This is a genomic window from Pseudomonas sp. FBCC-B1667, assembly GCF_059133255.1.
Window position 1 is genome coordinate 2,703,769 of the sequence record NZ_CP101437.1, and the last position, 25,446, is coordinate 2,729,214.

The 25,446-nt window shown below is 60.0% G+C and carries 25 protein-coding genes; 13 read left to right on the top strand and 12 right to left on the bottom strand.

Going from position 1 to position 25,446, the window contains the following annotated elements; all coding sequences use genetic code 11:
• Positions 1-86 precede the first annotated feature (86 nt).
• The 4 genes from NL116_RS12195 to NL116_RS12210 all read left to right on the top strand — a co-directional run bounded on the left by NL116_RS12195 (position 87) and on the right by NL116_RS12210 (position 6,981).
• Positions 87-1,916 (top strand): DUF1302 domain-containing protein, encoded by a 1,830-nt coding sequence (locus NL116_RS12195; RefSeq protein ID WP_494377375.1) that lies wholly within the window; start codon positions 87-89, stop codon positions 1,914-1,916.
• Positions 1,917-1,947: 31 nt separating this feature from the next.
• Entirely contained in the window at positions 1,948-3,312 is a 1,365-nt protein-coding gene (locus NL116_RS12200; RefSeq protein WP_494377376.1) for a DUF1329 domain-containing protein, read from the top strand.
• A gap of 135 nt (positions 3,313-3,447) precedes the next feature.
• A complete protein-coding gene (locus NL116_RS12205) occupies positions 3,448-4,524 on the top strand; it encodes a WD40/YVTN/BNR-like repeat-containing protein (protein WP_494377377.1) in 1,077 nt (358 codons plus the stop codon).
• Between the two features lie 27 nt (positions 4,525-4,551).
• Positions 4,552-6,981, top strand: coding sequence for an efflux RND transporter permease subunit (locus tag NL116_RS12210; RefSeq protein ID WP_494378049.1), 2,430 nt, complete (start codon positions 4,552-4,554; stop codon positions 6,979-6,981).
• Positions 6,982-7,025: 44 nt separating this feature from the next.
• On the opposite strand, the gene NL116_RS12215 is transcribed toward NL116_RS12210, so the two are convergent.
• From NL116_RS12215 to NL116_RS12235, 5 genes are all read right to left on the bottom strand, one after another.
• Positions 7,026-7,304 carry a DUF3303 domain-containing protein gene (locus NL116_RS12215; RefSeq protein WP_494377378.1) on the bottom strand — a complete coding sequence of 93 codons (279 nt, stop codon included), beginning with the start codon at positions 7,302-7,304 and terminating at the stop codon, positions 7,026-7,028.
• Positions 7,305-7,424: 120 nt separating this feature from the next.
• Positions 7,425-7,826 carry a hypothetical protein gene (locus tag NL116_RS12220; protein ID WP_494377379.1) on the bottom strand — a complete coding sequence of 134 codons (402 nt, stop codon included), beginning with the start codon at positions 7,824-7,826 and terminating at the stop codon, positions 7,425-7,427.
• A gap of 305 nt (positions 7,827-8,131) precedes the next feature.
• Positions 8,132-8,563 (bottom strand): nuclear transport factor 2 family protein, encoded by a 432-nt coding sequence (locus NL116_RS12225; protein ID WP_494377380.1) that lies wholly within the window; start codon positions 8,561-8,563, stop codon positions 8,132-8,134.
• Between the two features lie 116 nt (positions 8,564-8,679).
• Complete coding sequence (grxC, locus tag NL116_RS12230; RefSeq protein WP_494377381.1) at positions 8,680-8,931, bottom strand: glutaredoxin 3; 252 nt, start codon at positions 8,929-8,931, stop codon at positions 8,680-8,682.
• Between the two features lie 30 nt (positions 8,932-8,961).
• Positions 8,962-9,480: a carboxymuconolactone decarboxylase family protein gene (locus NL116_RS12235; RefSeq protein ID WP_494377382.1), complete on the bottom strand. Its 519-nt coding sequence runs from the start codon at positions 9,478-9,480 to the stop codon at positions 8,962-8,964.
• A gap of 135 nt (positions 9,481-9,615) precedes the next feature.
• Here NL116_RS12235 and NL116_RS12240 point away from each other — a divergent pair, with 135 nt between their 5' ends.
• From NL116_RS12240 to NL116_RS12250, 3 genes are all read left to right on the top strand, one after another.
• Complete coding sequence (locus NL116_RS12240) at positions 9,616-10,446, top strand: helix-turn-helix domain-containing protein (RefSeq protein WP_494377383.1); 831 nt, start codon at positions 9,616-9,618, stop codon at positions 10,444-10,446.
• Positions 10,447-10,594: 148 nt separating this feature from the next.
• Positions 10,595-11,806 (top strand): helix-turn-helix domain-containing protein, encoded by a 1,212-nt coding sequence (locus NL116_RS12245; protein WP_494377384.1) that lies wholly within the window; start codon positions 10,595-10,597, stop codon positions 11,804-11,806.
• Positions 11,807-11,842: 36 nt separating this feature from the next.
• Positions 11,843-12,481, top strand: coding sequence for a Vgb family protein (locus tag NL116_RS12250; RefSeq protein WP_494377385.1), 639 nt, complete (start codon positions 11,843-11,845; stop codon positions 12,479-12,481).
• Here the strand turns inward: NL116_RS12250 and NL116_RS12255 are convergent.
• The gene (locus NL116_RS12255; RefSeq protein ID WP_494377386.1) at positions 12,478-12,747 is read right to left on the bottom strand and encodes a hypothetical protein; all 270 of its coding nucleotides are present in this window, start codon (positions 12,745-12,747) and stop codon (positions 12,478-12,480) included. The genes NL116_RS12250 and NL116_RS12255 overlap by 4 nt on opposite strands.
• 350 nt (positions 12,748-13,097) lie before the next feature.
• Between NL116_RS12255 and NL116_RS12260 the strand changes: the two genes are divergently transcribed.
• Positions 13,098-14,183: a hypothetical protein gene (locus NL116_RS12260; RefSeq protein ID WP_494377387.1), complete on the top strand. Its 1,086-nt coding sequence runs from the start codon at positions 13,098-13,100 to the stop codon at positions 14,181-14,183.
• Between the two features lie 2 nt (positions 14,184-14,185).
• Positions 14,186-14,539 carry a DUF1428 domain-containing protein gene (locus NL116_RS12265; protein ID WP_494377388.1) on the top strand — a complete coding sequence of 118 codons (354 nt, stop codon included), beginning with the start codon at positions 14,186-14,188 and terminating at the stop codon, positions 14,537-14,539.
• A gap of 14 nt (positions 14,540-14,553) precedes the next feature.
• On the opposite strand, the gene NL116_RS12270 is transcribed toward NL116_RS12265, so the two are convergent.
• Positions 14,554-14,748: a hypothetical protein gene (locus tag NL116_RS12270; protein WP_494377389.1), complete on the bottom strand. Its 195-nt coding sequence runs from the start codon at positions 14,746-14,748 to the stop codon at positions 14,554-14,556.
• 61 nt (positions 14,749-14,809) lie between these two features.
• Between NL116_RS12270 and thpR the strand changes: the two genes are divergently transcribed.
• Positions 14,810-15,349, top strand: a complete 540-nt coding sequence (gene thpR / locus NL116_RS12275) for an RNA 2',3'-cyclic phosphodiesterase (RefSeq protein ID WP_494377390.1) — start codon at positions 14,810-14,812, stop codon at positions 15,347-15,349.
• A gap of 159 nt (positions 15,350-15,508) precedes the next feature.
• Here the strand turns inward: thpR and NL116_RS12280 are convergent, their stop codons facing one another.
• From NL116_RS12280 to NL116_RS12300, 5 genes are all read right to left on the bottom strand, one after another.
• On the bottom strand, positions 15,509-16,606 hold the full coding sequence (locus NL116_RS12280; protein ID WP_494377391.1) for a polyamine ABC transporter substrate-binding protein: 1,098 nt from the start codon (positions 16,604-16,606) through the stop codon (positions 15,509-15,511).
• An 86-nt stretch (positions 16,607-16,692) separates the two neighbouring features.
• Positions 16,693-17,577: an ABC transporter permease subunit gene (locus tag NL116_RS12285; protein ID WP_494377392.1), complete on the bottom strand. Its 885-nt coding sequence runs from the start codon at positions 17,575-17,577 to the stop codon at positions 16,693-16,695.
• Positions 17,574-18,455: an ABC transporter permease subunit gene (locus tag NL116_RS12290; protein WP_170219144.1), complete on the bottom strand. Its 882-nt coding sequence runs from the start codon at positions 18,453-18,455 to the stop codon at positions 17,574-17,576. Before NL116_RS12290 ends, NL116_RS12285 begins: the two co-directional genes overlap by 4 nt.
• A 29-nt stretch (positions 18,456-18,484) precedes the next feature.
• A complete protein-coding gene (gene potA / locus NL116_RS12295; RefSeq protein WP_223516038.1) occupies positions 18,485-19,627 on the bottom strand; it encodes a polyamine ABC transporter ATP-binding protein in 1,143 nt (380 codons plus the stop codon).
• Positions 19,628-19,956: 329 nt separating this feature from the next.
• Positions 19,957-20,718, bottom strand: coding sequence for a gamma-glutamyl-gamma-aminobutyrate hydrolase family protein (locus tag NL116_RS12300; RefSeq protein WP_494377393.1), 762 nt, complete (start codon positions 20,716-20,718; stop codon positions 19,957-19,959).
• A gap of 284 nt (positions 20,719-21,002) precedes the next feature.
• On the opposite strand from NL116_RS12300, the gene NL116_RS12305 reads away from it, so the two are divergent.
• The 3 genes from NL116_RS12305 to NL116_RS12315 all read left to right on the top strand — a co-directional run bounded on the left by NL116_RS12305 (position 21,003) and on the right by NL116_RS12315 (position 25,440).
• Positions 21,003-22,379 carry a glutamine synthetase family protein gene (locus tag NL116_RS12305; protein ID WP_123436074.1) on the top strand — a complete coding sequence of 459 codons (1,377 nt, stop codon included), beginning with the start codon at positions 21,003-21,005 and terminating at the stop codon, positions 22,377-22,379.
• A 226-nt stretch (positions 22,380-22,605) separates the two neighbouring features.
• Positions 22,606-24,096 (top strand): aldehyde dehydrogenase, encoded by a 1,491-nt coding sequence (locus NL116_RS12310; RefSeq protein ID WP_494377394.1) that lies wholly within the window; start codon positions 22,606-22,608, stop codon positions 24,094-24,096.
• A gap of 57 nt (positions 24,097-24,153) precedes the next feature.
• Positions 24,154-25,440, top strand: coding sequence for an NAD(P)/FAD-dependent oxidoreductase (locus NL116_RS12315; RefSeq protein WP_494377395.1), 1,287 nt, complete (start codon positions 24,154-24,156; stop codon positions 25,438-25,440).
• The last annotated feature ends 6 nt before the right edge of the window (positions 25,441-25,446 follow it).

Here is a 25,446-nt window from a genome sequence, read left to right on the forward strand (position 1 = left end):
GTGCTCCTTAGAGCAGGGCACCACACCAAAGTCGGCATTTTCTTGAATGACTTTTCGTGAAACCACAGAGAAGGCGAGCACGCTAGATGAATAACAACAATAAGATCTGCCATCCAAATCTGCGGCGCGGGCTGCTGGCTTCGGCGGTACTCGCCGGGCTGGGCATGGCGCCAGCGCAGGCGTTCGAGTTCGATACGGGGAACGAGGATCTAACGGTTCGTTTCGACAACACCTTGAAGTTCAACTACGCCCAGCGCGTCGAAGCACCGAACAGCAAGCTGGCCAACTCGTGGAACAACAACGACGGTAACCGCAATTTTTCCTCCGGCAGCCCGGTCTCCCAGCGTCTCGACGTCATGTCGGAACTGGACGTGGTGTACAAAAAACAGATGGGCTTTCGGGTCAGCGCCAACAGCTGGTACGACCATGCGTATGACGATATCGGCAGCTACAACCCGTCGACCAACCAGCTGAATGACGGCAAAGCTGATTCCAAGCACCAGAGCGGCTATGCCGACCGTTATTACAACGGCCCGTCCTCCGAGATCCTCGACGCCTTTGTTTTCGGCAGTACGGAAATCGGCGACGAGTCGATGCTCAGTGGCAAGGCCGGTAAACACACGGTCTACTGGGGTGAAAGCGTTCTGGCCTTTGCCCACGGCAACAGCTATGGCCAGTCGGGCCTGGATTTGTCCAAGGCCCTCGCTGTGCCGGGCACTGAAGCCAAAGAACTGTTCATCCCGCGTAATCAGCTGTCCACCAGCTTCACCGTCAATCCGGAACTGACCCTCGCCGCACAGTACTTCCTCGATTGGGACGCGGCACGCTTGCCGGAGTCCGGCACGTACCTGGGTTTCAATGACGGCATCCAGAATGGCGGCCACAACCTGTCCTTGATTGGCGCGGCGAATCCATTTTTTGGCCGTCCAGGCCCATTGGGTGCCAACCAATACCTGCGCCTCCAGAACGGCCATACGTTCACGCCAAGCAACAGCGGCGACTTCGGCCTGATGGCCAAGTGGAGCCCGGCATGGCTCGACGGCACCCTGGGTCTCTACTACCGCAAAACCTCGGACATCCTGCCCAATCTGGTGTTGCAGCCGACTGCAGTCACGCCGGCGGCGATCGCTTCGGGCATTGCTGGCAGCTATAACCAGTTCTACGTGGATGACATCGATGTCTACGGTTTCAGCCTGGCCAAAAACATTGCGGGCGTGAGTGTCGGTCTCGACCTCAACTATCGCCATAACATGCCGCTGTCCAGCGTTCCCGCCACCGTCAACCCGACCTTGGGCGCACGCGAAGCGCCAGGGTTCATCAGCAGCTTCGATGGCGAAAACGGCGTGGCACGCGGCAACACCGTACACGCGGTGCTGAACGGCCTGACCACCTTCGGTGAAACACCGCTCTGGGATTCCTCTTCGTTGCTGGTTGAACTCGCCTACAGCCGCTGGCTGGACGTGACCGATAACAAGCAATTGTTCAAGGGTGAGGACTGGTACAACGGCGTCGACAAAGTCACCAAGGACAACTACATCGTCGGCATGAACTTCAACCCGACGTGGTACCAGGTGTTCCCCGGCATCGATATGTTCATGCCGGTCAGCTACAACGTTGGCCTCGCGGGCCAGTCGTCCGTGCAACTGGGCGGCAACAAAGGCACCGGCAGCTACTCGGTCGGCGTCGGCATGGATGTGCACAGTCAGTACCGCTTCGACCTCAAGTACGTCGATAACTTTGGCGACTTCGACACCTGTGGTTCTGCCGGTAATGCTTCCGCCCATGGCGATGGCGCTGCGCCTGGTGCCAACGGTCAATACAACTGCGTGCCCGGCCAGACCACTGCGTTTGCCGGTACCGTGGCCCAGCTCAAGGATCGCGGCATGGTCACTTTCACTTTCAAAACCACCCTCTGATCCGAGTGCTGTGTGTTAACAGGAGACACCCATGAATTTTGCTCAATCCATATTAGCCACCGCCCTGGCACTGGCCGTCGTCGGCTCCGCCCATGCGGCGGTCAGCGCCGATCAAGCGGCGAAACTGGGCACCAGCCTGACGGCAGTCGGCGCTGACAAAGCGGCCAACGCTGACGGCAGCATTCCGGCATACACCGGTGGCCTGTCTACCATTCCAGCCGATTTCAAAACCGGCGACTCGTTCCGTCCGGATCCGTTCGGTGCCGACAAACCACGTCTGGTCATCACGGGCAAAGAGCTTGCGCAACAGAAAGACAAACTCACCGCGACCACGCAGGCGTTGCTCACCCGGTACCCAACGTATCGCCTTGATGTCTACCCGACTCATCGCAGTGTCGCCATGCCTCAGGCCGTGTTGGACAACACCGCGAAAAACGCCGTGACGGCCAAGACCATCGACGGCGGCCTGGGTCTGGAAAATTCCCTGCCGGGTGTACCGTTCCCGATCCCCGCTGACGGCTACGAAGCCATGTGGAACCACTTGCAGCGCTATCAAGGCGTAGCAATGACCAACAAGTACGACTCGTGGAACGTTGACTCCTCCGGTACCGCTTCGTTGAGCTCCACGGGTGTGTTCAACATCGAATACCCGCTTTTTGCCCCGTCGCGCCCAGCGGGTCCGGTGACATCCGATGAAACGTACTACAAGATCAAGCTGGCCTACACCGGCCCTGCACGTCGTGCGGGTGAAGCGCTGCTGCTGATGGACTCGGTCAACCCGCTGCAACAACCGCGTCGCGCCTGGCAATACCTGCCGGGACAACGCCGCGTGAAACTGGCACCGGACCTGGCCTACGACACGCCAAACCCGGGTACTGTCGGCGCCGCGACCTATGACGATGCTTTCGTGTTCAACGGTGCGATGGACCGTTACGACTTCAAACTGGTCGGCAAGAAAGAAATGTATGTGCCGTACAACACCTACAAGTTGAGCTACCACAAAGACGCGACCGACGTGATGAAGGCCAACCACGTCAATCCGGACTTGCTGCGCTGGGAACTGCACCGCGTGTGGGTGGTGGAAGCCACGCTCAAACCGGGTAAACGCCACATCTACAGCAAGCGCACGTTCTACCTCGACGAGGACAGCTGGATCGCTTTGGCTTCCGACGAGTATGACGCTCGTGGCCAACTCTACCGTGGCGGTTTCGCCCATTTGACCTACAGCTACGACGTGAAGGCTCCGGACACGATCAACCACATGATCTACGACCTGGTTTCCGGTGCCTACAACGTGAACGGTTTCTACGGTCCTTACGGTGGCTTGAAGTACATCGATCCACTGTCGAAGGCGCAATGGTCTGCTGAATCGCTGGCTGGCGCCGGCATCCGCTAAACCCCCGACCCCCTGTGGGCGCGAGCCTGCTCGCGAAGGCGATGTATCAGTCGACATCCGTGTTGAATGAAAAACCGCATTCGCGAGCAGGCTCGCTCCCACAAGGGAACCGTGGTGTGCACCGAGATAATAATAATGACAATGATCAAGTGGTTTCTGCTGGCTGCGTTATCAGCTGCCATGACCGTGCCGTTCACCCGCCCGGTGATCGCCGGTGAATTCGCCGATGTGCTCGACACGCCGGCACTGCCAAGCGAGCTGGCCGCACAGTCGACGCTGACCGGGCTGACACACGCCGGTGACCGTCTGGTTGCGGTGGGCCAACGCGGGCACATTCTCTATTCCGATGATGCCGGTCAACACTGGCAACAGGCGCAAGTGCCGGTCAGTTCCGACCTGGTTGCCGTGCACTTTCCAACACCACAACAGGGCTGGGCGGTCGGACACGACGGCGTGGTCCTGCACAGCAGCGACGCTGGCCAAACCTGGACCCGACAATTGGACGGCCGTCAGGTGGGTCCGATCCTGCGCGATTACTACCAGCACCAACTCGCCAGCCAGCCGGATGACGCAGACTTGCAACACCGGGTCAGCGACGCGCAGCGCATGGTCGAGGAGGGTGCCGATAAACCCTTCCTTGATGTCTGGTTCGAGAACGATCAGGTCGGCTACATCGTCGGCGCGTTCAACCTGATTCTGCGCACCGACGATGGCGGCCAACACTGGACCCCGTTGCTGGAACGCACTGATAACCCGAGCGCCCTGAACTTCTACGCACTGCGCCCGGTGGGCGACGATTTGTTCGTCGTCGGCGAGCAGGGCCTGGTGCTGAAACTGGACCGCACGAGCGGCCGGTTCAATGCGATGCCGACACCCTACAACGGCAGCTTTTTTGGCATCACCGGCAAACCGGGCGCCACGCTGGTGTACGGTCTGCGCGGCAACGTTTTCCGCAGCACCGACAGTGGCGTGACCTGGACCAAAATCGAACTGGGTTTGCCCCTGAGCATCACCGCCAGCACCGTCACGGCCGATGGTCGCATCGTGCTGGTCAGTCAGGCCGGCCATGTGCTGGTCAGTAGCGACGACGGCGCGAGTTTTCACATTCAACCCGACACCAGGATGGCCCCCGTGGCTGCCGCCCAAGTGGCCAATGGCAGCTCGCTGGTGCTTGCGGGCACCCGTGGCTTGCGTCAATTGCCTCTCGAATAAGTCCGGCATCACATAGAGAACACCATGATGGGTCACTACGAACTCGAAACAATGCCGGTTATCCGCGAGCTCAAGGGCTTCGACGCGCGCTCCGGTAACGCCCTGGAACGGCTGATCTTCAACAATCGCTTGTGGGTGGTGCTGGCTTGTCTGCTGGTGACGATTGCGCTGAGCTACTTCGCCACGACGCGACTGGCGCTCAACGCCAGCTTCGAAAAAATGATCCCGCAGAGCCAGCCCTTCATCAAAAACTACCTGGAAAACCGTCAGGCCCTGCGCGGCCTGGGCAACGCGGTGCGGGTGGTGGTCGAGAGCAGCAACGGCGACATTTTTGACCCGCATTACCTCGACGCCTTAAAAGAAATCAATGACGAACTGTTCGTCACGCCGGGCGTTGATCGAGCCTGGATGAAATCGCTGTGGACCCCGGCGGTGCGCTGGACCGAAGTCACCGAGCAAGGCTTCCAGGGCGGCCCGGTAATGCCCGATTCCTATGACGGCTCGGCGCAAAGTGTGGCGCAGCTGCGGCAGAACATCGCCCGATCGGGGATTGTCGGCAGCCTGATCGGCAACAACTTCAAGTCGAGCATGATCTTCGTGCCGCTGCTGGAGAAAGACCCGGTCACCGGGCAGGCCATTGATTACCACCAGTTCTCCAGGACCCTGGAAGAAAAGCTGCGCAACAAATACGAATTCGAAGGCAGCGTTCGGGCGTCGGGGGAAGAGGGCAAAGGTCCACTCAAGATTCGTGTGATCGGTTTCGCCAAATTGGTGGGCGATCTACTCGACGGCCTGATGCAGGTGATGATGTATTTCGGCGCCGCCGCCGTGATTGCCACGGCCATCATCTTTTACTTCACCCGTTGTGTGCGCAGCACCGCGCTGGTGATTCTCTGCTCGGTCATCGCGGTGGTCTGGCAGCTTGGGCTGGTCGCGCTGTTCGGCTTTGCACTGGACCCGTTCTCGATTCTGGTGCCATTCCTGGTGTTCGCCATCGGCGTGTCCCACGGCGCGCAGAAGATGAACGGGATCATGCAGGACGTCGGCCGTGGCACCCACCAACTGGTCGCCGCGCGTTACACCTTCCGCCGTTTGTTCCTCGCCGGCCTCACGGCATTGCTGGCGGATGCCGTTGGTTTTGCAGTGTTGATGCTGATCGACATTCCAGTGATTCAGGACCTGGCGATCACCGCGAGCATCGGTGTCGCGGTGCTGATCTTTACCAACCTGGTGCTGTTGCCTGTGTTGCTGTCGTACTGGGGCGTAAGCCGCAAGGCCGCCGAGCGCAGTCTGCGCGCCGAGAACAAAGAGCTGCGTGGCAAAGGCATCGGCGCGTTGTGGAGTTTCCTCGATAAATTCACCGAGCGTCGCTGGGCCACCATCGCGGTAAGCGTGGCGGCTGTGTTGGCGGTGGGCGGGATTGTCGTCAGCCATCATCTGAAGATCGGTGACCTCGATCCGGGTGCTCCGGAGCTGCGTTCGGACTCGCGCTACAACCGCGACAATGCCTACATCACCACCAACTATTCGCTGTCCAGCGACCAGTTCGCAATCATGCTCAAGACCCCGAGCGAAGGTTGCCTGAAGTACCAGTCGCTGATTGAGGCTGATCGCCTGGCCTGGCTGTTGCAGCAGATTCCGGGTGTGCAAACCACGGTGTCGCTGACCAACGCGGTGCGCCAGATCACGGCGGGTTCCTATGAAGGCAACCCGAAGATGCTGACCATCGCGCGCAATCAGGACGTGCTCAACTACGGCGCGCAGCAGGCCTCGGTCAGCAGCCCTGACCTGTTCAACAATGACTGCTCGATGATGCCGATCGTGGCGTACCTGTCGGATCACAAGGCTGAAACCCTTGATCGCGTGGTGCAAGTCGCCGAAACCTTCGCCCGCGAGCACAGCAATGGCGAGCGCCAGTTCATGCTTGCAGCCGGCAGCGCCGGGATTGAAGCGGCGACTAACATCGTCGTCCGCGACGCGAACCGTACGATGTTGCTATACGTGTATGGCGCGGTGATTGTGTTGTGTTTCATCACCTTTCGCAGCTGGCGTGCAGTGGTGGTGGCGGTGGTGCCGTTGATGCTGACCTCGATCCTGTGCGAAGCCCTGATGGTCTGGCTGGGCATGGGCGTCAAAGTCGCCACGCTGCCGGTGATTGCGCTCGGTGTGGGGATTGGCGTGGACTACGCGTTGTACCTGTTGAGCGTGCAACTGGCGCAGCAACGTGCCGGGATGTCGCTGACCGAGGCGTATCGCAATGCCGTAGCGTTCACCGGAAAAGTGGTGGCGTTGGTCGGGATTACCTTGGCGGCAGGCGTGATCACCTGGGCTTGGTCGCCGATCAAGTTCCAGGCGGACATGGGCATTTTGCTGACGTTCATGTTCATCTGGAACATGGTCGGGGCGTTGGTGCTGATCCCGGCACTGTCGCACTTCCTGTTGCGCAAAGTGAAATAGAGGTCAGTCAGGAACGGGGCGGTGAAGCACCGCCCCGATGCCTGCTACCGCGCGGTTGTGGCTGCCAGCAACGGCGCCACTTGTTCATCGGTCAATGCCGCCTGGACTTCCATCTTCATGATGTCGTTCCACTCCAGCACCCATTGTTGAATCGGTACCGGATCACTCGCCTCTACGACGCCCATACCGCTCGAACCGCCTACGGCGTGCCAGCGTCCGAGCATGTGGACGCCGGTGGGTGGAACAGCCCCGGTCTTGAGAAATCGCTCGATCGCCTTGTTACGGTTTTCCGGATTAATCGACCAACTGACGATGAATAACATCGGCCACCTCCTGACCCCCGTTATCCCCTGTGAAGGCATAGCAGTGACCGGCAGTGTGCGTACGACCGCTGATCTTCTTTAATGGTTTTTTCAATCCGGTACGCTTCTTCGGCACAGGCCTCATGCGCCGCCCAACAGGTCGTTGGCGTTGAGGATGTCGTAGGCGATCTCGGGGCGCTTCTCCAGACTGCGGCGAATGGCGGCCGGGATCGACTGGCGGGTTTTTCGGCACAGCCCGGGCTGCTCGCCAAGAGTGATGCCGATGCCGCGCATGGTCCGCACTTCATTGAAACTGGGGACGATCTCGACGCGGATACCCAGTTGCTCATACATCCGCTGTTGCAGGCGTTCAAGGTCGGCCAGGCTCTGGAGGTTTTCCAGGCGGTCGAGCAGGCGCTTTTCTTCCGGACGGGTCAGAAACAGGATGCGCACGTCCGCCCCCGGTGTTTCCAGCAGCGGGTCACGCCCGCAGGTGCAGGCGCCGGGCGGGCAGGGTGAGCGGATCGAAACAGGGGTCGTCATGGGCCCTAATCATAGAGCGCTCCCATCCGCTTTGCCCATCGCTGAATCGTCAGTCGGAGAGATCGGTCGTCGGAATGATCTGCTCGTCCTCAACCGCCACACTGTTGGCGGTTTTCTTTTCCCGTCGATCGCTCATCAGGTGTTCAGTTGCTCACCGAATTCGGTCGGGGCTTTGCGCCCGACTCTTTCAGGATTTACCCACCGGCCGCTGATCGTACCGCCGCGTTGGCCGCAGCGGATCCGATGATTCGGGTGGCTGGGTAGCGTAGTCGTGAAGAATCCCGCTCAAGTGAGCGGGATTTTTTTCAGATGTGGAAAGCCTGCCGGCCAACCAGCAGCCATTTGCCAGCCTTTTTCTGCCAAATCTGGAAGTTCTCGATTTCGGTCGGAATCACTTCGGTGCCCTTGAGCGCTTGTGCCGAGAAATGATTGCGAACCAACGCTACGTCACCGGAGACATTAATGGTCTGGTTTTGCATCTCCAGGGTTTTGAACGCGCTTTTACCGGTTTCGATATCGGCGATGAATTCGCTCTTGTCCTGAACCTTGCCGCTGGAATGCCCATAGGTCAGGTTCTCGGCGGTCAGGGCTTTCAGTTCGGAAATGTTCTTGTGCAGCATGGCTTGGGTCAAATGGTCGACGGCGCTGGCGACCTCTTTCTCGCCCGGTGCCGGAGCGGCGGCGACGTAGCCACTGAAAAGGCATAGAAAACCGACTAGCAGTTTGACGTTCTTCATAGGTGTTTCCTTGTTGTTATGGATTGAGTGACTCGTCGGTCATCGTACAACCTATGAGGATTTTAGAAAATACCCGGCACGACCCAACTTCAAGGTCGTGCGCGGGCCACGCGGTTTCACGCCAGCATCGACAGCAAACCACCCTGGCGATCCAGTTTGGCCAGGTCATCGAAGCCGCCAACATGGGTGTCGCCAATGAAAATCTGCGGCACGCTGCGACGACCGCTGCGGCTGAGCATCTCCTGGAATTTGCCAGGGCTGGACTCGACGTTTATTTCCTCGGCTGCGATGCCTTTACTGGCGAGCAGCGCTTTGGCGTTGCGGCAATAGGGGCAAGTGTCGGTGGTGTAGATCGTCACGTTGTTCATCGTCTGGACTCCTGCATGTATTGGCCGTGTTCACGCATCGATGGCGGGGAAGTCGATGTCGGTAAGGGCGAGGTTGTTGAGGTAGTTGGTCAGGGTTTGTGCCGCGATGTGGCCCACCACTTCAACGATCTTGGCGTCGTTGATGCCAGCCGCGCGCGCTGCATCGATCTGCTCGGGGCTCAGGTGGCCACGGCTTTCGGTAATTTGCTGGGCGAGGGTGGCGAAGGCATTCAATTGGCCATGTCGGGCGCTGAGGATGTCTTGCGCAGACAGCCCGGCTTTACCGGCAAACAGCGTGTGCGCCGCCAGGCAGTAATCGCAGCCGTTGACTTGCGAGGTGGCCAAAAATATCGCTTCTTTTTCCGTCGCGCTCAGGGACGTTTTGCCCAGTGCTGCGCTTTGTTGCAGGTAGGCGGCCAGAACGGCAGGGGCGTGCGCCAGGGTTTTGAAGACATTCGGCAAAAATCCGATTTTTTTCTGCACGCCTTCCAGCAGCGGGCGGGTGGTATCAGTGGCGTTTTCGAGGCTCAGGGCGGTGATGCGGCTCATGGGTGTTGCTCCGTCGATTCAAGCGCGGTGTGCGCTGGGTACGAGGTCTATGCTATTGCGCGGGAGTGGCCTTTTGGGTGCAAATCGTCGAGGATATGCGACAGATCGTCCAGATATTCACCCGGGAGCCGTTCCATGGATCGTTTGTCCACGTTGCTCACCCACTTCGGCGTCAGTGCCGGGACCTTCTACAGCGGGCATTTTTGCGGTTCCGCGGTGTTTGATGGCGACCAGTCAACGGGGCACCTGCACCTGTTGCAGACGGGCGAAGTGGCGCTGAAGCTGGCCGATGAACCCGAGCAAGTGCTCACCGAGCCGACGCTGATATTTTTCCCACGACCTTACCGCCACCGTTTACTCGCCAGCGAAGCCTCAGGCACCCAACTGGTGTGCGCATCGCTGGATTTCGACGGGGGCGCCGGCAACGCCCTGGCCGCGGCGCTGCCCGATTATTTGCTGCTCAAACTCGATAGCGTGCCAACGATGGCCGGCACCCTTGACTGGCTGTTCAGCGAAGCCTTCGGCGGCATCTGCGGCCGTGAAGCGATGATGGATCGACTCTTCGAACTGCTGGTGATCCAGCTGCTGCGGCATATTCTAAGCGACCGAAAGCAGGGGCCCGGCATGATGGCCGGCCTCGCCGATTTGCGTCTGGCGCGGGCTATGAGCCTGATGCATGACGCGCCGGAAAAAGCCTGGACCGTGGCCGAGCTGTCGGCGGCGGCGAACATGTCCCGCGCCAGTTTTGCCGAACATTTTCGTCAAGTGGTGGGGCAGACCCCGGTCGACTATCTGGTGAGCTGGCGCATCAGCCTGGCGCAGAAACGCTTGCGCGAAGGCAAGTCGATTGCGCTGATCGCCGATGAAGTCGGCTACGAAAGCCCTTCGGCGCTGGCCCGGGCTTTTCGCCGAAAAACCGGAGTCAGCCCACGCGAGTGGATGCAAGCCGGCAAACGCCCGCGATGATGGAGGGCTTTTGTGGTGGTGGGGGCTTTTGTGGCGAGGGGGCAAGCCCCCTCGCCACAGAAGCCCTTTGCCACAAGGTTTCAGGATCGTGAGATAGACTAACCAGCGGACATCCAACGATGGGAGTGAGCACCGTGGCGGGATTCACATGGATTCGCTGATCACCGCCGCCGCCCGTGCATTGGCGGCGGGTGATCCCCTTGGGGCGTTGAACCGGGTCGCCCTGCGCGACGATGCGCCGGCGCTGGCACTCCGTGGGATCGCCATGGCGCAGCTCGGCGATCTGGAACGTGCAAAGGCGCTGGTCAAACGGGCGGCGCGTGCATTTGGTCCAAAAGAGCCGATGGCCCGGGCGCGCTGCGTGGTGGCCGAGGCCGAAATCGCCCTGGCTTCTCGCGATTTGAGCTGGCCGGAAAAAGCCCTCGACGTGGCGCGCGCAACGCTGGAAGCTCATGGCGATTGGGTGAACGCGGCTCACGCGCGGTATCTGGAAATCCGGCGTTTATTGTTGATCGGTCATCTCGAACAGGTCGAGGATCGACTCGCCCAGCTTGACCCTGCGCCGTTGCCGCCAGCCTTGCGCGCCGCCCATGAACTGGTGGTGGCCGGCATCGCCATGCGCCGGCTGGAGATCAAAAAAGCGCGGTTTGCATTGGAACGGGCCGAACGCTTTGCGGGCGAGGCGGGTATCCCGGCGCTGAGCGCGGAAGTAGAGAGCGTCGCTCACGTCCTGAACACTCCCGCCGCCCGGTTAATCAGCCGAGGCGAGGCGCGACTGTTGCTGCTGGATGAGGCCGAAACGCTGCTGAGCTCAACATCGCTGGTGGTTGACGCGTGTCGATACACGGTGCGCGGCGCCGGTATGTCGGTGTCGCTGGCCAAACGCCCGGTTTTGTTTTCCCTCGCCCGGGTGCTGGCCGAAGCCTGGCCGGGCGATGTTTCCCGGGAAGCGCTCATTGCCTGCGCTTTTCGCTTGAAACTCAGTGACGAATCCCACCGCGCGCGGTTGCGCGTCGAGGTCGGGCGGTTGCGGGCGGCGCTTCGACCGCTGGCCGGGATCACGGCGACAAAACGCGGCTTTGCGCTGATGTCGCCGGACGTTGTGGTGCTGGCGCGACCGGTTGAAGAACAGCACGCAGCGCTGTTGGCATTTTTGGCCGACGGCGAGTCCTGGTCGAGTTCGGCGCTGGCGTTGGCACTGGGCACCGGTCAGCGCAGTGTGCAAAGAGCACTCGACTCGCTGGCGGTCGCCGGCAAAGCGCAGGCGTTTGGTCGGGGCCGCGCTCGCCGCTGGATGACGCCACCGATGCCGGGATTCGCGACGACTTTGTTACTCACGGCCTTGTTGCCGGGTGATTAGGATCCACTCCACACACCCAGTGAAGAGGATGTAACCATGAAACGCTCATCTGCTGAAATCATCCGTGAATACGGCCCGTTTCCCGGCGTCGACAGCGTTCACGGCGTCTCGTTTGACGGCCAGCACGTCTGGTTCGCTTCCGGCGAAAAGCTCAGCGCCCTCGACCCGGACAGTGGCAAACCGCTGCGTTCGCTGGATATCACCGCAGACGCAGGAACTGCCTTCGACGGCGAGCATTTGTTCCAGATCGCCGGGGAACACATCAACAAGATCGACCCCCAAAGCGGCCGCGTCCTGGCGTCCATTGCGGCACCCGGTGGCGGCACCGATTCGGGGCTGACGTGGGCGGAAGGCACGCTGTGGGTCGGGCAGTACCGGGGCCGCAAGATCCATCAGATCAACCCGGACACGGGGGCCATTTTGCGCACCATCGAGTCCAATCGCTTTGTCACCGGCGTGACCTGGGTGGACGGCGATCTGTGGCACGGCACTTGGGAGGAGGATCAGAGTGAGTTGCGGCGGATTGACCCGACCACCGGTAAGGTCCTGGAGGCCGTGGAAATGCCGCCTGGAGTGGGGGTGTCAGGTCTCGAGTCGGATGGTGGCGAGCGGTTTTTCTGCGGAGGGGGCAACAGCGGCAAAGTCAGGGCCGTGCGCCGGCCCGTGGCTTCCTAGAAAGTAAACTGGCGTGACGAGCGAGGCGCACTTTGGGCCAGTTCAATCTCCAGCAGGTGTTCAACCAGCACGTCATTGAGAAAGCGGAACTGATCATTGAGGCCGACCACTTCGTTGTTGAAGTGGTTGGCGGCTGCCGGCATCAGCAACGCTTCGAAATTCTGGTCGAACACCAGTGACAGCGCCTTGCGCGACACGAACTCCTGCGCGTAGTAGTTGGTGCCGAACACCGCAAAGCTCACGGAAAGGCTGACGGAGTGGATCATGATGGTTGCTCCTCGGTCTGACCGATGTCCAGGAAGAAACGGGAAAACAGGGTCAGCGATACGGCCGTCAGGGCCAGGCAGGTCAGGAGATGGATCAACATGGTGTGGCCCTCCGATACGGGCGTAGCGTTGTGATGGGGTGATGGTGCTCCAGGCTGTTTTATTGCGGAAGGCATTCGTCGCGATGGTGAATATCAACATTAATGATGGTGTTCTTCAGGCCACCTTCGCGATGAGGCCCTCAACCACGCCATTCCTCCCAGCGAACAAACTGCGACACCTATACTCAAACCAATAGGCCTGTGAGTTCCGGGCATTCTGCCCAAGGGCGACTGTAGGAAACCGCGATCTTGAACCTGCGTTCGCTGATCGTCGCCGTGTTGGTGGTGTTGGCGGGTTGCGCCACGCCTGTGCGTGCGCCTGTGGTGGAGCGGGTTGTGGTGGTGTCGGACAGCACGTGGCATCAGGTTGATCGCGAAATCGTCGAAGCCTCGCAATCAGCCACCGAACAGACCCGAATCTATGCCCGTGGCGCCATGGACTACTGGCGCACACGGGTCTACCAACTGACCGAAGAAAACTTCATTCCCTGGTTCAGCAGCTACTGGACCCAGGAATGGCTGTCGATGAAGGTCAGTTGGTACACCATCAGCGCCAAGGGCGAACAGGATGCCTCGGCCAAGCGCCTGGCAGAGTATTTGCTCGAGCAATATCAGCAACGCGTGCTGGCGCCGGTGGCGGTCGAGATCGATCCCGATGCAATTCTCGGCCTCGCCACGGCGTTCTACGTGGACATTCTTCAGGAAGAACTGCAGAAAATTTCTCAGCATCACGGCATACCGATGGCCCAGCTCAACGGCCGCATCCAGAAAATCCCCGCTATCGCCCTCGGGCCGCCACCCGCACGCAACGCCTCGCTTTATCAGGTCGTCCACACGGCGCCGCTGAATTCGCTACCGGCCTATGCGGCGCTGATCGACAAAATCCACAAGGCTGGCGGTGACAAAGGCGTCAGCTCGACTGACACCGCCATGGCGCCCGTGGCCAAGCGTGCCAGTCAGCGCATGGAGGCGGAAATGGCCCCGCGCGGGGCCGCCAGCGCGGTGGCCGCAGCGGCCGGTAAGCTGGCCGGGGGCTTGATCACCGTCGGTGTGGCCGGAATTCGCGCGCTCATTCAGGCCGCTGACCGGCCCGACAGCGAAGCGCTGATTCGCAGCAGCCTGGGCAATACGTTTGACAAGGCCTGGCTGAAACTGGTGCAGAATCCGACGACCGGCGTGATGGCGGGGACGCTGTACATGGCGGGGCAGATCGAGGGCAACCTGGCGGCGAGCGCCGCGCCACCGTCGGTCGGTTCGCCAGGCGGTGACGTCGATTGGAGCCCGACGCAATCGACTAACCAGCAGATCGACCCTCAACCCCCCGCAGGAGAATGACCATGTCCTACGTCGATGGCTGTGTGATTGCCGTACCGTCCGCCAACCGCGAGCAATTCAAGAAGCACGCCGAAATCACCAGCGCGATTTTCAAGGAGAACGGCGCTCTGAGCATTGTTGAATGCTGGGGCGATGACGTGCCGGACGGCAAAGTGACCTCGTTTCCGATGGCGGTGAAACTCAAGGAAGACGAAACCGTAGTGTTTTCCTGGATCATCTGGCCAGACAAGTCGACCCGCAACGCCGGCATGCAAAAAATGATGGCCGACCCGCGCATGCAACCGGACGTCAATTCAATGCCGTTCGATGGCCAGCGCATGATCTTCGGTGGCTTCAACATCCTCTATCAGTCCTGACACAAACCGCCGGATCACTCCGCGCTCGGGGTGATCCGGCAACTCTTGCGATGACGGATCTCGTTGTCCGTCGGCCGCTCCCTGACGAACTCGAAACGTGGCTCACCTTCGCTATAGTGAACCAGCCAGCCCCATTCCAGCTCGGACTCATCCTGCCCCGGTTGCGGTGGCATTGCCCACCATGGCTCTTTGCTGATGATCTGCCGCATGGCCCCCTCCCGTTGGTTTCGGTTGGTTCAACTATAACGTGCATGTCAGGAGGTGCCAGGCATGAGCGACGAATCCCATGCACCACTCAAACGGCTGTTTTTTGCATTTGATTGTGCGCCCGAGCAACGCAAGGCGATTGCCCGGTGGCGCAGTGCGCTACAGCTGCGAAGCGGGCGGCCGGTGCCGGCGGAGAACTTTCACCTGACGTTGCTGTTTTTGGGCTCGGTCGGCGTGGCGCAGATCGGCGAGATCTGCACGGCCGCCGCCAAGGTTCGCGTGCCGGGTGTGGCGTTGAGGGTGCTGCTTGATCGGCTGGAGGTCTGGCGCAGGGCCGGGGTGTTGGTGCTCGCGCCAGAGCAGGCACCGCCGGAGTTATTGCGGCTGGTGTATGCACTGGAACAGGCGATGTTGCCGTTTGGGCTGGAGGAGACGGCGAAGGAGTTTCGGCCGCATTTGACCTTGATGCGTGACTATCGGGTGCCGGTCCCGGAGTCCTCGACGTCGCCCGAGTTCTTTGTGCGGGCTGATCGGTTCGTGTTGTATGAATCGCATAAGGGGCGCTATCGGACGTTGGCCGAATGGCCGCTGGTGTCCGCCTAAAAAAAGGCGCCCGAGGAGGGCGCCCAAATTCACCTTAACCGAGAAAGCCAGGTGAGGCCGTTCTGCTGCAGGAGCGGCAGCGGTGGTAAGGCGCTGCGGGAACGGAAAACGTTGATACTGATCGACCTCACGCGGAACGTGGGCGATCTTTAAAGATTTTTACTTGCCCAATTTCACTCGCGTCCAGCCCCGGGTCATCACCCGCTGAATGCCAATCGGCATATCCGGAATCGCATACAGCGTCGCCATCACGGCTTGCGGCGGATACGACCCCGGATCATCACGAATCGCTTCGTCCACCAGAGGCGTCGCCGCCGCGTTGGCGTTGCTGTAGCCGATGTTGTTGGTGATCTCTGCGATGATGTCCGGGCGCATCAGGAAGTTCATGAACAGGTAGGCGTTCTCGACGTTCGCCGCATCGCGAGGAATGGCGACCATGTCATAGAAACTGCCAGCGCCTTCTTTCGGGATGCTGTAGTCGATCTTCACCGCGTTGCCCGATTCCTGCGCGCGAGCCTTGGCTTGCAAGACGTCGCCGGAATAACCGACGGCCACGCAGATGTTGCCGTTGGCCAGGTCGGAGATGTATTTCGACGAATGGAAATACGCCACCGACGGGCGAATCTTCATGAACAACGCTTCGGCTTCGGCGATCTGGCCTTTGTCCTGCGAGTTCACCGGGTAGCCCAGGTAGTGCAGGGCGGCCGGGAGCATTTCCGTCGGCGAGTCGAGGAAGCTGATACCGCAGGCTTTGAGTTTTTCCGCGTTTTCCGGTTTGAACAGCAAGTCCCAGGAGTGGGTCGGTGCGTTGGCGCCGAGCACCTCCTCGACCTTGGCCGGGTTGAAACCGATGCCGATCGAGCCCCACATGTACGGGAAGGCGTGAGCGTTATCCGGGTCGCTGGCAGAAGCGTTTTTCAGCAGGACCGGGTTGAGGTTCTTCCAGTTCGGCAGCTTCGATTTGTCCAGCGTCTGATAGACGCCAGCCTTGATCTGCTTGGCCAGGAAACTGTTGGACGGCACGACGATGTCGTAGCCGGATTTGCCTGCAAGCAAGCGTGCCTCAAGGGTTTCATTGCTGTCGAACACATCGTAGGTCACGCGGATGCCGGTCTCGTCTTCGAATTTCTTGACGGTGTCCGGGGCGATGTAATCCGACCAGTTGTAGACGCGCAGTACCTTGTCATTGGCCTGGGCGCCGGTAACCATCGCGCCCAATAAGGACAGTGTCAGCAGAGTCCTGCCAAACATTTTCATCGGTACAACTCCATTCTTTTTATTTAGAACACAAAACCTGTGGCGAGGGAGCAAGCTTCCTCGCCACAGTTAACTCAACAACGGCTTTAAGCCGTTGCTCCAGCCATTTGTTTGTTCGGTTGCTGCCACGACTCGCTGGCGGTCTGGTCCATCGCTTCCTGGATTGCACGTTTGCGGGTCGCCTCAGCGCGGCGGCTGAAGTACCAGACCATGAAAGTCACGATGGAAACGGCCAACAAAATCAGGCTGGCCACAGCGTTGATCTCAGGCTTCACGCCCAGACGCACCGCCGAAAACACTTCCATCGGCAAGGTCGTCGAGCCGGGGCCCGACACGAAGCTCGCCAACACCAGGTCATCCAGCGACAAGGCAAACGACATCATGCCGCCCGCCGCCAGCGATGGCGCGATCATCGGGATGGTGATCAGGAAAAACACCTTGAATGGCTTGGCCCCAAGGTCCATGGCCGCTTCTTCGATGGACAGGTCCAGCTCACGCAAACGGGCGGAAACCACCACCGCCACATACGCCGCACAGAACGTGGTGTGAGCGATCCAGATCGTGACGATGCCACGCTCCTGTGGCCAACCGATCAACTGCGCCATCGCCACGAACAGCAGCAACAACGACAGACCGGTGATCACTTCCGGCATCACCAGCGGCGCCGTTACCAGGCCGCCGAACAGCGTACGACCCTTGAAGCGTGTTACGCGAGTCAGCACAAACGCTGCCAGCGTACCGAGTGCGACTGCGGCCACCGACGTGTAGCAGGCGATTTCCAGCGAGCGCACCACCGAGCCCATCAGTTGCGTGTTGTCGAGCAGGCCGGCGTACCACTTGAATGACCAGCCACCCCACACCGTCACCAGTTTCGAAGCGTTGAACGAGTAGATCACCAGAATCAGCATCGGCAGGTAGATAAACGACAGGCCGAACACCAGCATCATTTTTGAAAAACCGAAACGTTTCATCCCCGTGCCTCCATCTCTTTGGCCTGGCTGCGGTTGAACAGCAGAATCGGCACAATCAGGATCAACAGCATCACCACTGCCAGCGCAGACGCCACCGGCCAGTCGCGGTTGTTGAAGAACTCTTGCCACAGCACGCGACCGATCATCAAGGTCTCCGGGCCGCCCAGCAGTTCCGGAATCACGAACTCACCCACCACCGGAATGAACACCAGCATGCAGCCGGCGATGATGCCGTTCTTGGCCAGTGGCACGGTGATTTTCCAGAAGTTGTTGAAGTTGCTCGACCCCAGGTCCGAACCCGCTTCCAGCAGGCTTTGATCGTGCTTGACCAGGTTGGCGTACAGGGGCAACACCATGAACGGCAAGTAGGCGTAAACAACTCCGATATAAACGGCAGTGTTGGTGTTGAGGATCTCGATCGGGTGATCGGTCAGTCCGGTCCACATCAAAAACGCATTGAGCAGACCGTTGTTGCTGAGGATGCCCATCCATGCGTAAACGCGGATCAGGATTGCGGTCCAGGTCGGCATCATGATCAACAGCATCAGGACGTTTTGCGTTTCCTTGTTGGCCTTGGTAATGGCGTAGGCCATTGGGAAACCGATCACCAGGCACATCAACGTGCTGAAAAACGCGACCTTCAACGAGCCGAGGTAGGCCGAGAGGTACAGCTCATCGTCGGTCAGCAACAGGTAGTTGCCGACGTTCAGGAACAGTTGAAACTTCTGTTCGGCGTAGGTGTAGATCTCCGAGTAAGGAGGAATGGCCAGCGCCGCTTCCGAGAAGCTGATCTTCATCACCAGGAAGAACGGCAACAGGAAAAACAGGCACAGCCACAGGAAAGGAACCCCGATGACGAGCTTTCGACCACTCGGCATCAGCCGCATGAACTGCTGATTGAGTGTTTTCATGAGCGCAGTACCACGCCGCTATCGTCTTCCCACCACACGTAGACGGTGTCGTCCCAGGTCGGACGCGCGCCGCGGCGTTCGGCGTTGGCCATGAACGACTGCACGACTTTGCCGCTTGGCAATTCGACGTAGAACACCGAGTGACCGCCGAGGTAGGCGATGTCATGCACCTTGCCTTGGGACCAGTTGTAGCGGTTCTCGGGCTTGACCGTGCTGACCAGCATTTTTTCCGGACGGATTGCGTAGGTGATCGATTTGTCCTGCACCGAGGTACTGACACCGTGACCGACGTAAATCTTCTGTTCCAGGTCCGGGCTGTGGATGATCGCGTGACCTTCAAGGTCTTCCACCACGGTGCCGTCGAAGGCGTTCACGTTGCCGATGAACTCGCAGACCATTCGGCTGACCGGTGCTTCATAGATGTCGACCGGGCTGCCGATTTGCGCGATCCAGCCCAAATGCATGATCGCAATGCGCTGGGCCATGGTCATGGCCTCTTCCTGGTCGTGGGTCACCATCACGCACGTCACGCCGACGCGCTCGATGATTTCAACCAGCTCCAGTTGCATCTGCGAACGCAGCTTTTTATCCAGGGCGCCCATCGGTTCGTCGAGCAGCAACAGCTTCGGGCGCTTGGCCAGGGAGCGGGCGAGGGCCACACGCTGACGCTGACCGCCGGACAATTGATGCGGCTTGCGTTTGGCGTATTGGGTCATGTGCACCAGGCGCAGCATTTCTTCAACGCGGGCGTCGATTTCGCTGGCGGGCAAACGGTCCTGCTTGAGACCGAAGGCAATGTTCTGCGCCACGGTCATGTGCGGGAACAAAGCGTACGACTGGAACATCATGTTGATCGGCCGCTCGTACGGCGGCATGTCGGTGATGTCCACGCCATCGAGGAAAATCCGCCCATCGGTCGGACGCTCGAAGCCTGCGAGCATGCGCAGCAGGGTCGATTTACCGGAACCGGAACCGCCGAGCAGGGCGAAGATCTCGCCTTGATGGATCTCTAGCGAGACATCGTCTACTGCGCAGGTTTCGTCGAACTTCTTGGTGACGCGGTCGACCTTCAACAACACCTTTTTCGATGTCTGGTGACCTTCAAGAGCCTTCCTGTAAGTGCTGGAGGCGTTTGCCATTTGAAACTCCCAACAGGTTTCAGTCGTCGGGCCAACGCGGCCTGACTTAATAGTTGATTGCAAGCCTGAACCGGGTACGGTCCCTGTAGGAGCCGAGCTTGCTCGCGATGAGGTCCTGACAACCGACATCAATGTTGGATGTTCGGCCGCCATCGCGAGCAAGCTCGGCTCCTACGGGTTGCCCATTCCGGTTTGGCTTATTCGGCGCCGCCGTCCTGGCTGCCTGGTAGTACTTGTTGTTATCGCAGTGTTGCTGTCGCGAGGGGCGGACGCGCAAAGGCACGCCCGTCTGACTCGCGGGGGCAGTAATCGGTTGTTTGTTTATTCAGTCAGCGGCTTTTACGCAGCGCGGCCCGTCGCCGGCACGCATCGCCGAACGCCTGGAAAATACTCAAATAAGGAGGATTGGTGAGCACTTGCCATTCCGGGTGCCATTGCACGCCGACGGCAAACGTCGGACTGTGCTCCACCGAGATCGCCTCGATCAAACCGTCCGGCGCAATCGCTTCGGCACGCAGGCCGGGGGCGAGTCTGTCGATGCCCTGGCTGTGAATCGAATTGACCCGGAACTCTGTCGGCAACTCCAGGGCTTCGAACACGCCGCCCGGTTGCACCGTCACCGCATGCGCCGGTGCGTATTGCACTGCCAACTCCGGACTGTCCGCTTCACGGTGATCGAGCATGCCCGGCAGTTCGTGGACCTTCTGGTGCAGGCTGCCACCAAACGCCACGTTCATTTCCTGGAAGCCCCGGCAAATGCCGAGCACCGGCACGCCGGCCGCAATGGCCGCACGTAATAAAGGAAGGGTCGTGGCGTCCCGCGCCGGATCATGATCCGTGCCGGGAGCGCTGGCCGGGCCTTGATAGTGGAAAGGTTCCACATTCGAAGGAGAGCCGGTCAGCAGCAGACCGTCGAGATGCGCGAGCACATCATCGATTTCAGTCAATTCGCCCAGGGAAGGTATGACCACAGGCAGCCCCAGAGCCGCGACGTTGACAGCACGCAAGTACTTGTCGCCGCTGATGTGGTAGGGGTGCAGGCCAATCTGTTTGACGCATGCAGTAACGCCGATCAATGGCTTGAATGCCATTTTTATCACCTCGAAGTTTCACACTTGAACGAGCTTTTCCGGAGCTTAGCCTTGTTGATTTTAATTAACAACTCCCATGTAAAAAATTCTAAACGCCGTGCGTCTGATCTTCAGTGATTACGCGGTGCGCACGACCTGTTTGGTACTCTCGTCCCCTGAAAAGGCCTAAAAATAAAGGTTGAAGGTCCAAGTGTTCGCTATTGACTTCACTTTGCCGTTCGGGTTGACTGGGCTCGTGAAAGGGTAGTGAACATAATAATTAACAGCTAAAAAATAGGTGCATCATGTCGGTCCCTCTGCGTGCCGTTCAACTCAACGAAGCAAACGCATTCCTTAAGAAATATCCTGAGGTTTTGTACGTCGACCTTCTGATTGCGGATATGAACGGCGTGGTGCGCGGCAAGCGCATCGAGCGCACCAGTCTTCATAAGGTCTACGAAAAAGGCATTAACCTGCCGGCGTCTCTGTTTGCTCTGGACATCAACGGATCTACGGTGGAAAGCACCGGCCTGGGTCTGGACATCGGCGACTCTGACCGAATCTGCTTCCCCATCCCCGGCACCCTGAGCATTGAGCCGTGGCAGAAGCGCCCGACCGCTCAATTGCTGATGACCATGCACGAACTCGAAGGCCAGCCGTTCTTTGCTGACCCGCGAGAAGTGTTGGCCAATATCGTGCGCAAGTTCGATGACCTGGGCCTGACCATCTGCGCAGCCTTCGAACTCGAGTTTTATCTGATCGACCAGGACAACGTGAACGGTCGTCCGCAGTCGCCGCGTTCGCCGGTATCGGGCAAGCGTCCGGTGTCGACCCAGGTCTATCTGATTGATGACCTCGACGAATACGTCGATTGCCTGCAAGACATCCTCGAAGGCGCGAAAGAGCAGGGCATCCCTGCCGACGCCATCGTCAAGGAAAGCGCCCCGGCGCAGTTCGAAGTCAACCTGCATCACGTCAACGACCCGATCAAGGCCTGCGACTACGCGGTATTGCTCAAGCGTCTGGTGAAAAACATCGCCTACGACCACGAGATGGACACCACGTTTATGGCCAAGCCGTATCCGGGTCAGGCGGGCAACGGTTTGCACGTGCACATTTCGATTCTCGACAAAGAAGGCAACAACATCTTTGCCAGCGAGGATCCCGAGCAGAACGCCGCGCTGCGACACGCGATCGGCGGTGTGCTCGAGACCCTGCCGGCGCAGATGGCGTTCCTCTGCCCCAACGTCAACTCGTACCGTCGTTTCGGCGCGCAGTTCTACGTGCCGAACTCGCCGAGCTGGGGCATCGACAACCGTACCGTGGCCGTGCGTGTGCCAACCGGTTCGCCGGACTCGGTGCGCATCGAGCATCGCGTTGCGGGTGCCGACGCCAACCCGTATCTGTTGATGGCTTCGGTGCTGGCCGGCATTCACCACGGCCTGACCAACCAGATCGAACCGGGCGCCCCGGTGGAAGGCAACAGCTACGAGCAAAACGAGCAGAGCCTGCCGAACAACCTGCGCGACGCACTGCGCGAGCTGGACGACAGCGAAGTCATGGCTCGTTACATCGACCCGCTGTACATCGACGTGTTCGTGGCGTGCAAGGAAAGCGAGCTGGCCGAGTTCGAGAACTCCATCTCCGACCTTGAATACAACTGGTACTTGCACACGGTTTGATTGGCACAAAACAGTCAGTTAAGGGTGGATACACAAATTATGTGTCCACCACAAAACCCTGTGGGAGCGGGCTTGCCCGCGATGGCGTCATCACAGTCAACAATGATGGTGCCTGATACACCGCAATCGCGGGCAAGCCCGCTCCCACAGGGACTGCTGTTTTCTGATCCTTAGCCGACAGGCATCAATCCAACGATCACCAATTCCTCTGCGTCGAGTCACAACCATGACAAACACTCGCAGCGACTGGGAACAACGCTTCCAGTCCCTCACCATCGAAGCCCGTGCATTCATCGACGGTCAATATTGCCCGGCACTCAGCGGTGACACCTTTGAGTGCATGAGCCCGGTCGACGGCCGTTTCCTGGCCAACGTTGCCAGCACCGACGAAGCCGACGCCAATGCGGCCGTCGCTGTCGCGCGCCGCACCTTTGAGTCCGGGATCTGGGCCAACCTCGCCCCGGCCGAGCGCAAGCGCACCCTGATCCGCTTCGCCGACCTGATCCTGGCCCACCAGGAAGAACTGGCCCTGCTCGAAACCCTCGACATGGGCAAGCCGATCAACGACTCGATGAGCATCGACATCCCGGCGACCGCCAACGCGATCCGCTGGAGCGCCGAAGCCATCGACAAGATCTACGACGAAGTCGCCGCCACCCCGCACGACCAACTGGGCCTCATCACCCGCGAACCTGCGGGCGTCGTCGCCGCCATCGTGCCGTGGAACTTCCCGTTGATCATGGCCAGCTGGAAGTTCGCCCCGGCATTGGCTGCGGGTAACTCGTTCATCCTCAAGCCGTCGGAAAAGTCGCCGCTGACCGCCATCCGCATTGCGCAACTGGCGCTGGATGCCGGCATCCCCAAAGGCGTGTTCAACGTCCTGCCAGGTTACGGTCACACCGTCGGCAAGGCGCTGGCGTTGCACATGGACGTCGACGTGCTGGCCTTCACCGGGTCCACCGCGATTGCCAAGCAACTGCTGATCTACGCCGGGCAAAGCAACATGAAACGCGTCTGGCTCGAAGCAGGGGGGAAGAGCCCGAACGTGGTGTTCGCCGACGCGCCGGATTTGCGCGCGGCAGCACAAGCGGCGGCCGGTGCCATCGCCTTCAACCAGGGCGAAGTCTGCACCGCTGGATCGCGCTTGCTGGTCGAACGCTCGATTCGCGAGCAGTTCATTCCGCTGCTGGTGGAAGCGCTGCAAGCCTGGAAACCGGGACATGCGCTGGACCCGGAAACCACGGTCGGCGCCGTCGTCGATCAGCGTCAACTGGACAACGTCTTGCGCTATATCCAGGTCGGTAAAGACCAGGGCGCGCAACTGATCGCGGGCGGCAGCCGCACCCTCGAAAGCACCGGTGGCCTGTACGTGGAACCGGCGATTTTCGACGGCGTGACCAACGCCATGACCATCGCCCGCGAAGAAATCTTCGGCCCGGTGCTGTCGCTGATCACCTTCGACAGCGCTGAAGAAGCACTGGCGATTGCCAACGACAGCATCTTCGGCCTGGCCGCCGGCGTCTGGACCAGCAACCTGAGCAAGGCCCACACCTTCGCTCGCGGCTTGCGCGCCGGTAGCGTCTGGGTCAACCAGTACGACGGCGGCGACATGACCGCGCCGTTCGGTGGCTACAAGCAGTCGGGTAATGGTCGGGACAAATCGCTGCATGCGTTCGACAAATACACCGAACTCAAAGCGACCTGGATCAAGCTCTAATACCTATAAAAAAAGCGACGGTCGCCGGCACGCTGCCGGTGGCCATCGGAGAAACGTATGAAACACACCACACATGTAAACAGCTACTACGCCGCCACCCGTAACTTCACCGGCGAATTCCCGGTGCTTGAAGATCTGGTGGAATGCGACGTCTGCGTGATCGGCGCCGGCTACACCGGCTTGTCCTCGGCCCTGTTCCTCGCGGAAGCGGGCTACAGCGTGACCGTACTCGAAGCCGCCAAAGTCGGCTTCGGCGCCAGCGGTCGCAACGGCGGCCAACTGGTCAACTCCTACAGCCGCGACGTCGATGTCATCGAAGAACGCTACGGCGACAAGACCGCCGAAGTCCTCGGCAGCATGATCTTCGAAGGCGCCGACATCATCCGTCAGCGCATACAGCACTACGACATCCAGTGCGACTACAAGCCGGGCGGCATCTTCGCCGCGATGAACAAGAAGCAACTCAAAGGCCTGGCCGAGCAGAAGAAGAGCTGGGAACGCTACGGCAACAAGAACCTGAAAATGCTCGACACCGCCGACATCAAGCGTGAAGTCGGTTCCGACGCCTACGTCGGCGGCCTGCTCGACATGCAGGGCGGCCACATCCACCCGCTGAACCTGGCCCTCGGCGAAGCCTCGGCCATCATCGGCCTGGGCGGCAAGATCTACGAGCAATCGGCGGCGGTGGAAATCACCTACGGCGAACCGATCACCGTGCGCACCGCCAAAGGCGTGGTCCGCGCCAAATACCTGCTGATCGCCGGTAACGCCTACCTGCCGCAGGGCCTCGACAATCGCGTGACCAGCAAAAGCATGCCGTGCGGCTCGCAAATCGTCGTCACCGAACCGTTGTCGGAAAAGGTTGCGCGCAGCCTGATCAAAAACAACTACTGCGTCGAAGACTGCAACTACCTGCTCGACTACTACCGCCTCACCGCCGACAACCGTCTGCTGTACGGCGGCGGCGTGGTCTACGGCGCGAGGGAACCGGACGACATCGAACAACTGATCCGCCCGAAAATCCTCAAGACCTTCCCGCAACTCAAGGACGTGAAGATCGACTATCGCTGGACCGGCAACTTCCTGCTGACCATGTCGCGCATGCCGCAATTCGGCCGCATCGAGAAAAACGCCTACTACATGCAAGGCTACAGCGGCCACGGCGTCACCTGCTCGCACCTGGCCGGCAAACTGATCTCGGAAATGATCCGCGGCGACGCCGAACGCTTCGATGCTTTCGCATCGTTGCCGCACATGCCAATGCTCGGTGGCCGCACCTTCCAGGCCCCGCTCACCGCCATGGGCGCCGCGTACTATGCGCTGCGTGATCGGTTCGGTATCTAACCCGGG

What these genes read in the sequence shown, in the direction of transcription:
- NL116_RS12195 (WP_494377375.1), top strand. Translation starts at nt 87, where the DNA reads ATGAATAACAACAATAAGATCTGCCATCCAAATCTGCGGCGCGGGCTG.
- NL116_RS12200 (WP_494377376.1), top strand. Translation starts at nt 1,948, where the DNA reads ATGAATTTTGCTCAATCCATATTAGCCACCGCCCTGGCACTGGCCGTC.
- NL116_RS12205 (WP_494377377.1), top strand. Translation starts at nt 3,448, where the DNA reads ATGACAATGATCAAGTGGTTTCTGCTGGCTGCGTTATCAGCTGCCATG.
- NL116_RS12210 (WP_494378049.1), top strand. Translation starts at nt 4,552, where the DNA reads ATGGGTCACTACGAACTCGAAACAATGCCGGTTATCCGCGAGCTCAAG.
- NL116_RS12215 (WP_494377378.1), bottom strand. Translation starts at nt 7,304, where the DNA reads ATGTTATTCATCGTCAGTTGGTCGATTAATCCGGAAAACCGTAACAAG.
- NL116_RS12220 (WP_494377379.1), bottom strand. Translation starts at nt 7,826, where the DNA reads ATGACGACCCCTGTTTCGATCCGCTCACCCTGCCCGCCCGGCGCCTGC.
- NL116_RS12225 (WP_494377380.1), bottom strand. Translation starts at nt 8,563, where the DNA reads ATGAAGAACGTCAAACTGCTAGTCGGTTTTCTATGCCTTTTCAGTGGC.
- grxC (WP_494377381.1), bottom strand. Translation starts at nt 8,931, where the DNA reads ATGAACAACGTGACGATCTACACCACCGACACTTGCCCCTATTGCCGC.
- NL116_RS12235 (WP_494377382.1), bottom strand. Translation starts at nt 9,480, where the DNA reads ATGAGCCGCATCACCGCCCTGAGCCTCGAAAACGCCACTGATACCACC.
- NL116_RS12240 (WP_494377383.1), top strand. Translation starts at nt 9,616, where the DNA reads ATGGATCGTTTGTCCACGTTGCTCACCCACTTCGGCGTCAGTGCCGGG.
- NL116_RS12245 (WP_494377384.1), top strand. Translation starts at nt 10,595, where the DNA reads ATGGATTCGCTGATCACCGCCGCCGCCCGTGCATTGGCGGCGGGTGAT.
- NL116_RS12250 (WP_494377385.1), top strand. Translation starts at nt 11,843, where the DNA reads ATGAAACGCTCATCTGCTGAAATCATCCGTGAATACGGCCCGTTTCCC.
- NL116_RS12255 (WP_494377386.1), bottom strand. Translation starts at nt 12,747, where the DNA reads ATGATCCACTCCGTCAGCCTTTCCGTGAGCTTTGCGGTGTTCGGCACC.
- NL116_RS12265 (WP_494377388.1), top strand. Translation starts at nt 14,186, where the DNA reads ATGTCCTACGTCGATGGCTGTGTGATTGCCGTACCGTCCGCCAACCGC.
- NL116_RS12270 (WP_494377389.1), bottom strand. Translation starts at nt 14,748, where the DNA reads ATGCGGCAGATCATCAGCAAAGAGCCATGGTGGGCAATGCCACCGCAA.
- thpR (WP_494377390.1), top strand. Translation starts at nt 14,810, where the DNA reads ATGAGCGACGAATCCCATGCACCACTCAAACGGCTGTTTTTTGCATTT.
- NL116_RS12280 (WP_494377391.1), bottom strand. Translation starts at nt 16,606, where the DNA reads ATGAAAATGTTTGGCAGGACTCTGCTGACACTGTCCTTATTGGGCGCG.
- NL116_RS12285 (WP_494377392.1), bottom strand. Translation starts at nt 17,577, where the DNA reads ATGAAACGTTTCGGTTTTTCAAAAATGATGCTGGTGTTCGGCCTGTCG.
- NL116_RS12290 (WP_170219144.1), bottom strand. Translation starts at nt 18,455, where the DNA reads ATGCCGAGTGGTCGAAAGCTCGTCATCGGGGTTCCTTTCCTGTGGCTG.
- potA (WP_223516038.1), bottom strand. Translation starts at nt 19,627, where the DNA reads ATGGCAAACGCCTCCAGCACTTACAGGAAGGCTCTTGAAGGTCACCAG.
- NL116_RS12300 (WP_494377393.1), bottom strand. Translation starts at nt 20,718, where the DNA reads ATGGCATTCAAGCCATTGATCGGCGTTACTGCATGCGTCAAACAGATT.
- NL116_RS12305 (WP_123436074.1), top strand. Translation starts at nt 21,003, where the DNA reads ATGTCGGTCCCTCTGCGTGCCGTTCAACTCAACGAAGCAAACGCATTC.
- NL116_RS12310 (WP_494377394.1), top strand. Translation starts at nt 22,606, where the DNA reads ATGACAAACACTCGCAGCGACTGGGAACAACGCTTCCAGTCCCTCACC.
- NL116_RS12315 (WP_494377395.1), top strand. Translation starts at nt 24,154, where the DNA reads ATGAAACACACCACACATGTAAACAGCTACTACGCCGCCACCCGTAAC.